The organism is Streptomyces sp. NPDC104202, assembly GCF_055584185.1.
In genome coordinates, this window is the sequence record NZ_JBVJMN010000080.1 from 22,224 (window position 1) to 32,534 (window position 10,311).

8 protein-coding genes are annotated in these 10,311 nt (G+C 73.0%); 6 read left to right on the forward strand and 2 right to left on the reverse strand.

Features of this window, described 5'->3' with window-relative positions:
• Positions 1–96 precede the first annotated feature (96 nt).
• From ACZ60W_RS33760 to cseC, 4 genes are all read left to right on the forward strand, one after another.
• Complete coding sequence (locus tag ACZ60W_RS33760; RefSeq protein WP_469759219.1) at positions 97–669, forward strand: SigE family RNA polymerase sigma factor; 573 nt, start codon at positions 97–99, stop codon at positions 667–669.
• Entirely contained in the window at positions 657–1,412 is a 756-nt protein-coding gene (locus tag ACZ60W_RS33765; protein WP_469759220.1) for a hypothetical protein, read from the forward strand. Before ACZ60W_RS33760 ends, ACZ60W_RS33765 begins: the two co-directional genes overlap by 13 nt.
• A gap of 139 nt (positions 1,413–1,551) precedes the next feature.
• Positions 1,552–2,250 (forward strand): two-component system response regulator CseB, encoded by a 699-nt coding sequence (gene cseB / locus ACZ60W_RS33770; protein ID WP_469759221.1) that lies wholly within the window; start codon positions 1,552–1,554, stop codon positions 2,248–2,250.
• Between the two features lie 77 nt (positions 2,251–2,327).
• A complete protein-coding gene (gene cseC, locus ACZ60W_RS33775; RefSeq protein WP_469759222.1) occupies positions 2,328–3,641 on the forward strand; it encodes a two-component system sensor histidine kinase CseC in 1,314 nt (437 codons plus the stop codon).
• Positions 3,642–3,727: 86 nt separating this feature from the next.
• On the opposite strand, the gene ACZ60W_RS33780 is transcribed toward cseC, so the two are convergent.
• Entirely contained in the window at positions 3,728–5,308 is a 1,581-nt protein-coding gene (locus tag ACZ60W_RS33780) for an MDR family MFS transporter (protein ID WP_469759223.1), read from the reverse strand.
• Between the two features lie 98 nt (positions 5,309–5,406).
• Between ACZ60W_RS33780 and ACZ60W_RS33785 the strand changes: the two genes are divergently transcribed.
• Entirely contained in the window at positions 5,407–5,970 is a 564-nt protein-coding gene (locus ACZ60W_RS33785; protein ID WP_469759224.1) for a TetR/AcrR family transcriptional regulator, read from the forward strand.
• A 16-nt stretch (positions 5,971–5,986) separates the two neighbouring features.
• On the opposite strand, the gene ACZ60W_RS33790 is transcribed toward ACZ60W_RS33785, so the two are convergent.
• Positions 5,987–6,676, reverse strand: coding sequence for a M23 family metallopeptidase (locus ACZ60W_RS33790; RefSeq protein ID WP_469759225.1), 690 nt, complete (start codon positions 6,674–6,676; stop codon positions 5,987–5,989).
• A 475-nt stretch (positions 6,677–7,151) separates the two neighbouring features.
• Here ACZ60W_RS33790 and ACZ60W_RS33795 point away from each other — a divergent pair, with 475 nt between their 5' ends.
• Positions 7,152–10,169, forward strand: coding sequence for an NACHT domain-containing protein (locus ACZ60W_RS33795; protein ID WP_469759226.1), 3,018 nt, complete (start codon positions 7,152–7,154; stop codon positions 10,167–10,169).
• Positions 10,170–10,311: the final 142 nt, after the last annotated feature.

A 10,311-nucleotide genomic window follows, 5' to 3' on the forward strand; every position in this document is an offset into this window, starting at 1 on the left:
CCGACGGCTGCCCCGCACAGCTCCGTGACAACCGCTCCGTAGCGTCGGCGACGACACGAGGAACAGAGCTGGTCACGGGGATCGGAGGCGGTTCGGATGAGGCACGGCGAGGTGCTCGACTTCGAGGAGTACGTACGCACACGGCAGGACGCGCTGCTGCGCAGCGCCCGCCGGCTCGTCGCCGACCCCGTCGATGCCCAGGACCTGCTCCAGACGGCGCTGGCCCGCACGTTCGGCCGCTGGGACGGCATCGCCGACAAGTCCCTGGCCGACGCCTACCTGCGCCGGGTCATGATCAACACCCGGACCGAGTGGTGGCGCTCCCGCAAGCTGGAGGAGGTGCCCACCGAGCAGCTTCCCGACGCGTGCGTCGACGACCCGACCGAGCAGCACGCCGACCGTGCCCTGCTCATGGACGTCCTGAAGGTGCTGGCCCCGAAGCAGCGCAGCGTCGTCGTGCTGCGCCACTGGGAGCAGATGAGCACCGAGGAGACGGCGGCGGCCCTCGGCATGTCGACGGGTACGGTGAAGTCCACGCTCCATCGCGCGCTCGCCCGGCTCCGCCAGGAGCTGGAGAGCCGTGACCTCGACGCCCGCGCCCTGGGGCGGACCGGGGAGCGGGCGGCCGTACGAGGTGACGAAGGGGGGCGGGAGCGGTGCGCGGCGTAGACGACGGAGACGGCGGGGGCAGACGCCAGGACGGCGGCCCCGGTGCGAGCGGCGGCGACGCCCGGTTCCCGACCGGACGGCGCCGCCCTCGGCGTACCCCCCGGGCGGCGGGGGCGACGGCGGTGGCCGGGCTGGTCGTCGCCGCGGCCGGGCTCTCCCTGGCCGCCTGTTCCACCGGCGGCACCGGCTCGCGCGACGAGGGCGCCGCCCGTACCGACGAGGTGGCCGCGGCCGCCCCCACTCCTTCCCCCTCCGCGACCGCGGGGCCGCAGTCGGCCGAGCGGGTGGATCCGATCGCGCTGCTCAAGGCCGACCCGAAGATCGGCGAGCGGCTCAAGGCGGACCTGAAGCCGTGCGTCGCGGACGCCTACCCGGTGGACGCCTCCTACGGGAACCTCACGAACGCGTCGGCCCCCGACGTCGTCGTGAACGTGATGACCTGCGGCGACGCCGTGGGCATCGGCACGTACGTCTACCGCATGCGCAGCGACCGGTACGAGAACGTCTTCATGGCCGAGGACGCCGCGGTCTACGGGACGATCGACCGGGGCGACCTCGTCGTCACCAAGCAGGTGTACGCGGAGGGCGACCCGGTGGCGTACCCCTCGGGCGAGGACGTGATCACCTACCGCTGGTCGGGGAACAGATTCACCCAGCACGACTGGGTGCACAACGACTACAGCCGCGCGGTCGGCGACGGCCCCGAGGTGGCGCCCTCGCCCAGCGCACCCGCCGCCGACTGACCGGCGGACCCGCCGCTCCCCTCCGCCCGCCGACCGACCGACCGCAGACCCCGGACCGCAGACCGCAGACCGCAGACCGCAGACCGCCGCATCCGAGCCGCCTCCGTTTCCCGCCTCCTCTCCCCGAAGGGCACGCACGATGGCCGAGACCCATGTCCTGTTCGTCGAGGACGACGACGTGATCCGTGAGGCCACCCAGCTCGCCCTGGAGCGGGACGGCTTCCGCGTCACCGCCATGCCCGACGGGCTGTCCGGCCTGGACGCCTTCCGGGCGCAGCGCCCGGACATCGCGCTGCTCGACGTGATGCTGCCGGGCATGGACGGGGTGAGCCTGTGCCGTCGCATCCGCGACGAGTCGACGGTGCCGGTCATCATGCTGTCGGCGCGGGCCGACTCGATCGACGTCGTCCTCGGTCTGGAGGCCGGGGCCGACGACTACGTGACCAAGCCCTTCGACGGCTCGGTGCTCATGGCACGCATCCGGGCCGTGCTGCGCCGCTTCGGGCACGCGGGCGGCGCCGGCGGCGAGCACGGGGACGCGCCGGGCGACGGCGGGGTCCTCGCCTTCGGCGAGCTGGAGGTCGACACCGAGGGCATGGAGGTCCGCCGCGGCGGCCGGCCGGTCGCGCTGACGCCGACCGAGATGCGGCTGCTCCTGGAGTTCTCGGCCGCACCGGGCACCGTCCTGTCCCGGGACAAGCTCCTGGAGCGGGTCTGGGACTACGGCTGGGGCGGTGACACCCGGGTCGTCGACGTCCACGTGCAGCGGCTGCGCGCCAAGATCGGCCAGGACCGGATCGAGACGGTCCGCGGCTTCGGCTACAAGCTCAAGAGCTAGCCCGGCATGATTCCCCACCACTGCGCTCCCGTCCCCGCCGCCTTCCCCTCCCCCTCTCCCGGGACGGGGCCGGTCCGGTGAAGCTGTTCCCCCTGCGGACCGGGGTCCGCTGGAAGATCGCCGTCGCCATCGCGGCGGTCGGCGCGCTCATCGCGGTCACCCTGAGCATCGTCGTGCACAACGCCGCCCGGATCTCGATGCTGGACAACGCGCGCGAGGTCCAGATGGAGCGGCTGCTCTTCGCCCAGCGGATGTACGAGACGTCGAAGCCGAAGGAACCCCGCTTCGGCACGAAGATCAACGACCCGGCGCTGCCGCCGCAGCTCGACCAGCTGATGCGGGACAAGCGGCGGGGCACGTTCGTGCAGGAGCACCGGCACGGCGGGCCGCCCGACGTGTGGGCCGCCGTCCCGCTGGCCAGCGGCGACGTGCTGTCGCTGCACATCCCCTTCGCCGACCGCAGCGCGACGATCATGAGCGATCTGGACCGGGCCCTGGTCATCGGCTCCGTCTCGGTGGTCTTCGGCGGCTGCGCGCTCGGCGTCCTGATCGGCGGCCAGCTCTCGCGGCGGCTGCGGAAGGCCGCCGTCGCGGCCGGCCGGGTCGCCCAGGGCAACACCGAGGTCCGGGTGCGGGACGCCGTCGGCGGGGTCGTACGGGACGAGACCGACGACCTGGCGTGGGCGGTCGACGCCCTCACCGACGCCCTGAACGAGCGGATCGAGGCCGAGCGACGGGTCACCGCGGACATCGCGCACGAGCTGCGGACCCCCGTGACCGGGCTCCTCACGGCGGCCGAGCTGCTGCCGCCGGGGCGCCCGACCGAGCTGGTGCGGGACCGGGCGCAGGCGATGCGGACCCTGGTCGAGGACGTGCTGGAGGTGGCCCGGCTCGACAGTGCGTCGGAGCGGGCCGAGCTCCAGGAGATCGCGCTCGGCGAGTTCGTGGAGCGGCGGGTGCGCGCCCTCGACCCCGGGGTGGTCGTCCGGGTGGTGCACGACTCGTGGGTGAACACCGACCCGCGGCGGCTGGAGCGGGTCCTCGGCAACCTGCTGGCGAACGCGGCCAAGCACGGCAAGCCGCCGGTGGAGGTCACCGTCGAGGGCCGGGTGGTCCGGGTCCGCGACCACGGCCCCGGTTTCCCCGAGGCGCTGCTCAAGGAGGGGCCGAGCCGGTTCCGTACGGGGACGAGCGACCGCGCGGGGCAGGGCCACGGCCTGGGGCTGACCATCGCGTCGGGTCAGGCGCGGGTGCTCGGTGCCCGGCTGACCTTCCGGAACGTCGCGGCCGAGGGGGCGCCGAACGGGGTGGGCGGCGCCATCGCGGTGCTGTGGCTGCCGGACCACGCCCCGACGAACACGGGGAGCTTCCCGGTCCTGCGGCCGGAGTGAGCGGGGGCTCGGAGGGCGTGCGGAGACGGCGGTGGGGCGGGTCCTTCGGGAGAAGGACCCGCCCCACCGCCGTGTGCGTGCCGGGATCAGACGGTCTCGGCGACCTTCGGGGAGTCGTCGCCCGCCGCGGGCTTCGGCGCCGCGGCCGGTCCGGCGCCGCGGAGCGTCACCTCCTTGACGAAGAAGGCGAGCGCGAAGCCGAGGACGGCGACGGCGGAGGCCAGCAGGAAGGCGCCGTGGGTGCCGGTGGCGACGGCGTGCTGGTAGGCCTCGCGGAGCGCGGCCGGCAGCTTGGCCAGGCTGGCCGCGTCGAGCTGCGCGGTCCGCTCGGTCAGGCCGGAGCCGCCGCGGGCGGTCATCTCGTCCTGGACGCGACTGGTGAAGAGCGCGCCCATGACGGCGACGCCGAAGGACGAGCCGAGCGTCCGGAACAGGGTGGTGGAGGAGGAGGCGACGCCCATGTCCTTCATCTCCACGCTGTTCTGGGCGACCAGCATGGTGATCTGCATGAGGAAGCCCATGCCCGCGCCGAGGACGGCCATCCAGACGCCGGAGACCAGCCGCGAGGTGCCGGTGTCCATGGTGGAGAGCAGGAAGAGGCCGATCACCATGAGGGCGCCGCCGGCGATCGGGAAGACCTTGTACTTGCCGGTGCTGGTGGTGACACGGCCGACGACCAGCGAGACGACCATCATCGACAGCAGCATCGGCAGGAGCAGCAGGCCGGAGTTGGTGGCCGAGGCACCCTGGACGGACTGCTGGAAGATCGGCAGGTAGAGGACCGCGCCGAACATCACGAAGCCGGTGATGAAGCCGATCAGGGACATCAGCGTGAAGTTGCGGCTGCGGAAGATGTGCAGCGGCATGATCGGGTCGCTCGCGCGGGTCTCGACGTAGAGGAAGGCGGCGAGCGCGAGGGCGCCGCCGACCGCGAGGCCGATGATCGTGGCGGAGCCCCAGGCGTACTCCGTGCCGCCCCACGTGGTGACGAGGACGATCGCGGTGATGCCGACGGTCAGGAGTCCGGCGCCGAGGAAGTCGATCCGGGTGCCGGTCGCGCGCTGCTTCTTCGGCAGGTGCAGGACGGTGGTGACCATGGCGAGGGCGACGACGCCGAGCGGCAGGTTGATGTAGAAGGACCAGCGCCAGCCCCAGTGGTCGGTGATGGTGCCGCCGACGAGCGGGCCGCCGATCATGGCGAGGGCCATCACGCCGGCCATCATGCCCTGGTACTTGCCCCGCTCGCGGGGCGGGATGAGGTCGCCGATGATCGCCATGACGCCGACCATGAGGCCGCCGGCGCCGAGGCCCTGGACGGTGCGGAAGCCGATGAGCTGGCCCATGTCCTGGGCCATGCCGCTGAGCGCCGAGCCGATCAGGAAGATCACGATCGAGGTGAGGAAGACGCCCTTGCGGCCGAACATGTCGCCGACCTTGCCCCAGAGCGGGGTGGAGGCGGCGGTGGCCAGGGTGTAGGCGGTGACGACCCAGGAGAGGTGCTCCAGGCCGCCGAGCTCGCCGACGATCGTCGGCATGGCAGTGCCGATGATCATGTTGTCGAGCATCGCGAGCAGCATCGCGATCATCAGGGCCAGCAGGACGACACGGACGCTCCGCGCAGGTGGCGCCTCTCCCTCGGCCGTCGTGGGTGTCTCGTTGGTCGCCATGTCTTTCCCTTACTTGCCGCCCGGCTAGTTACTACACTGGGGACGGTAGACGCAGCACTAGCCGGTCGTCAAGTAAGTAAGCGTGGAAGCGAGAGACCATGGCCCAGGCCCGAGGCAACACCCGCCAGCGCATCCAGGACGTGGCTCTCGACCTCTTCGCCGAACAGGGCTACGAGAAGACCTCGCTGCGCGAGATCGCGGAACGCCTCGACGTCACCAAGGCCGCGCTGTACTACCACTTCAAGACCAAGGAAGACATCCTCATCGGGATCTTCGAGGACCTGACCCGGCCCATGGACGAGCTGATCGCCTGGGCCGAGGGGCAGCCGCGCAGCCTGGAGACCAAGCGGGAGGTCCTGCGGCGGTACCAGGTGGCGCTGCGCGCGGCCGAGCCGCTCTTCCGCTTCATCCAGGAGAACCAGGCCACCGTCCGCGAGCTCAGCATCGGCCTGACCTTCAAGGAGCGCATGCTCACGCTCAGCGACCTGATCCAGGAGCCGGACCTCGCGATGACGGACAAGGTCCGCTGCGTCAGCGCCATCTTCACGCTGCACGCGGGCACGTTCTTCATGCAGAACGTCGAGGGCGACCCGGAGGACAAGCACGGGGCCGTCCTCGAGGTCGCCCTCGATCTGATCAGTCAGGCCTATCCGGCCCGGTGACGCGTACGGAGTCGGATCAGATGCCGACGCCGTGGGACCGCAGGAAGGCGGCCGGGTTCACGGCGGAGCCGTAGTTCGGGGTCGTGCGGATCTCGAAGTGCAGGTGGGGGCCGGAGGAGTTGCCGGTGTTGCCCGAAAGGGCGATCTGCTGGCCGGCGCCGACCTTCTGGCCGATGTGCACCTTGATCTTCGACAGGTGGGCGTACTGCGAGTAGCGGCCGTTGGCGTGCTTGACGACGATCGCGTTGCCGTACGCGGGGCCGTCACCGCCGCCGTTCGGGCCGGCCTTCACGACGGTGCCGGCGGCCGTGGCCTTGACCGGGGTGCCGACCGGGACGGCGAAGTCCTGGCCGGAGTGCTTGTGGGCCCACATGGCGCCGCCCTGGTTGAAGCTGGCGCTCAGCGTGTAGGAGCTGACCGGCTTGACCCAGGCGGGGGCCTTCTTCGCCGTGACGGCCTTCTTCGCGACCGCGGCCTTCACGGCCGCCGTCTTGGCCGCCGCGGCCTTCACCTGGGCGGCGACGTGGGCCTGGGTCTCGGCCTGGGCGGCGACCGCGGCGGACGCGGTCACGGCGACCGGGGCGACGGCCTTGCCCTCGGCGGCGAAGGCGGACCCTGCTCCGGCCACCAGCGACGCTCCCAGACCCGCGGCGGCGAGGGCGACGGCGGCGGTACGGGTGGCGGGGTTCATGACGCGCTTCGACATACGGGGGAAAACCTCCGGGAAGTACGGGACCCGACGCGGAAGGGGCTCTGCGTCGGGCTTGCTCATCCTTGGTAACCCGGACCCCCACCCAGCCCAAAACCCCCCATCTACGACATAGCGTCGTAGCGATCTCCCGGGCAGATCGCCTCTTGACGGCCTTGGCTTCACATCTTGAAACCGGACATACCGCCACAAGAAAACCGGTTTAACCCCATGTCGCGGGTGCCCTGAACCGCCCGAAAGGCCACCTCCCGCCCGGTTCGGGACCCCGGGGGACCAAGGTCCCGACGGTTCGCACCGAAAAGACCGAATCGCGCGCAATGAGCGCCACTATTCCTGTTAGTACCCTTCGAAACCCCTGTGCGCCTTGTCACCAGCCCGCCGCCCCCGTTGCGACCTGGGTCACGCGACCGGGGGCTCCGGAACCCCGTCCCGGACTACGCTGACCGCTTCGGGGACCCACGGGGGGACACACATGGAACCGGCACTCATCGGCACGCGCCTCGCCTCGGCCGCCATCGGCCCGATCCTGAAGAAACTGCTGGTCAGCGACGGTCCGGGGGCGGGACTCACCGGCAAGGCCGACAAGGTCAGGCTCTCCGGCCTCCTCTCCTTCCGCGGCGAGAAGCGCACCCTCGCCGAGAAGGACGTCCGCGGGCTCGCGGCCACCCTGGTCGAGCGCTCCCTCGGCGGGGGCGGCGAAGCCCCCTTCCCCGCCGACGAGGCCACCGCCGTCACCACCACCCTGGGCACGACGCTCCTCGCCCTGGGCGACCTCGACATGGACGACGTCCAGGCCGTCCGCCTCGGCCACCGCGCGCTCGCCCGCCGCCTGCGGGCCGCCGCCCCCGCGCCCGACGGCCTCTCCACCGACGCGGTCCTCTATCTGGAGACCCTCACCGAGTGGGCCTGCCTGCACATCCTGGAGTTCTTCACCCAGCGCTCCACCTTCGTCCCCCGCAGCCTGGTGGAGCAGACCCGGGGCCAGTCCGAGCTCATCGCCAAGATCGACGAGGTCATCCGCCGCACCCCCCGGGCCGACGGCCACGACGCGGAGTTCGAGCGCCGCTACCTGGCCCATCTGGCCCGCAAGCACGGCCGCCTCACCATCTACGGCCTCGACCTGCGCCACTCACCGGACGCGTGGCCGCTGGACCTCGCCTACCTGGCGCTGGAGGCGACGGAGAAGGCGGCCGGGCCCGGCCGCCCGCCGACCGGACCCGAGGACCTCGCCGCCCCTCCGGACCAGGAGGCGACCGTCCGCGCCGACCTGGCGCTCACCCGCCACGACAGGATCCTGCTCCGCGGCCTCGCCGGCTCCGGCAAGACCACCCTCGTCCAGTGGCTCACCGTCTCCGCCGCGAACGAGGTGCGCGCCGACGGCATGGCCTACCTCGACGGCCGCGTCCCCTTCGTCCTGCCGCTGCGCGCCCTCACCCGCCACGGCGAGCGGCTCCCCGCCCCCGACCGCTTCCTCTCCGCCGCCGGCTGCCCGCTCACCCCGCCCGAGGGCTGGGCCGACCGGGTCCTGGCCGACGGGCGGGGCCTGATCCTCGTCGACGGCATCGACGAGATCCCCGAGGCCGAGCGGGGCCGGGCCCGCTCATGGCTCCGCGACCTCCTCGACGCCTACGACGGCAACCGCTGGCTCGTCACCTCCCGCCCCACCGCCGTACGGGACGACTGGCTGGCCGGCGACGGCTTCGCCGAGCTGACCCTCGCGCCCATGAACCGCACCCAGGTCGCCACCTTCGTCCGCCGGTGGCACCGGGCCGCCGGGTCCGCGGCGGAGCCGTACGAGCAGCCGCTGCTCGACGCCCTGCGCGCCACCGAGCACGTCGCCCGGCTCGCCACCAGTCCCCTCATGTGCGGCCTCGTCTGCGCCCTCCACCTCGACCGGCGCGGCTTCCTGCCCCGTGGGCGCAAGGCGCTCTACGAGGCCGCGCTGTCCCTGCTCCTCTCCCGGCGCGACCGGGAGCGGGACATGGGCGCCCCGTACGGCGTCGACCTCGACGAGGCGCCGCAGATCCAGCTGGTCCAGCGCCTCGCGTACTGGCTGACGCTCAACGGCCGCACCCAGATGGACCGCGACCACGCGGAGGCGACCGTCGCCGAGGCCCTCCCGGCCGTCCCCGAGGCGGCCGCGTACGGCCCGGACCAGGTCTTCACCCACCTCCTGCACCGCAGCGGGCTGCTCCGCGAGCCGACGGCGGACACGGTCGAGTTCGTCCACCGCACCTTCCAGGACTACCTGGCCGCCAAGGCCCTGGTGGACCGCTGGGACATCGGCGTCCTCGCCCGGCACGCCGCCGACGACCAGTGGGAGGACGTCATCCGCATGGCGGTCGGGCACGCCCGGCCACGGGAGTGCGCGGACATCCTGCGCGAGCTCCTGGCCGCCGCCGACGCGACCGACGACCGCGGGGTCCAGCTGCGCGTCCTGGTGCTGGCCGCGACGGCCCTGGACCACGCGACGGAGGTCGAGCCCGGTATCCGCGCCGAGATCCTGGCCAGGACGGCGGAGATCGTGCCGCCCCGCACCGCGGCCGAGGCCCGGCAGCTGGCCTCGGCCGGCCGCATGGTCCTCGGCCTGCTGCCGGGCCCCGAGGAGGCCGACGAGCGGGCGGCCCGCCTGTCGACGGTGACGGCCTCCCACATCCCGGGCGACGCGGCGCTCCTCTACCTCTCCCGGTTCGCCGGGCACCCCTCGCTCCACGTCCGCTCCCAGCTGGTCTGGGCCTGGCAGTGGTTCGAGACCCGCCCCTACGCCGAACAGGTCGTGGCCCGGCTCGACCCCACCGACCTGCGCTACTCCGTCCACGACGACGCCCAGGCCGCGGAGCTCCTCGGGCTCGGCCTGCGGCCCGAGCAGCTGCAGATCCACCGCCGGGTCTCCCCCGCCGCACGGGCCGACCTCCTGGAGCGGTGCGACCCCCGCGTGCTCCGGCTGGAGCCGGCCGAGCTCCGGCCCGAGCTCGGCCCCCTGTCGGCGCTGACCCGGCTGGACGAGCTCTTCCTCGACGTCTCCCCCCACACCCCGTGGTCGGCCGCCGACCTCCCCGGCTCCCTGACCCGGCTCCTCGTCACGGGGCTGCCCGAGGACGGGCTGCGGCGGCTCCCCCGCCCGGGACGGCTGCGCGAGCTGTACCTGTGGAACGTGCCGGGCCTCGCCCCCGGGGACTGGGACGACCTGGCCGGTCTGCCTGCCGTGGTGTCGCTGGCCCTGAGCGACGCGCAGGTGCGCGGCTGCCCCGCCGGGACGGTCCTGCCCGGGCTCGAAACCCTGTGCCTCTCCCACGTCGACGGGACCGCCTTCCCCCGGCTGGCCGGGGTGTTCCCCGGCCTGCGCCACCTCCGGCTGTACCCGGCCCGCAGCGAGCCGGTGGACCTCGCGCCGCTGGCCGCCCTCACCGGGCTCGCCACGGTCCGCTCGGAGGGCCCCGTGACGGGCGCCGGGCAGCTGGGCCCGGAGGTGCGCGTCACCGCCCCGTGAGGCGGGGCGGCCACGGCCGTCGCACGGCGAGAAAAGGGGCGGGGGCGGAGAAAAACGGGGGTTTGGTTGCCGCCCCCTCCCGCGCTTCGTCGCCCTTCCTTTTCTCGATCTTTGTGCTCCCCCTCCCCCATCTCTCCCGCAG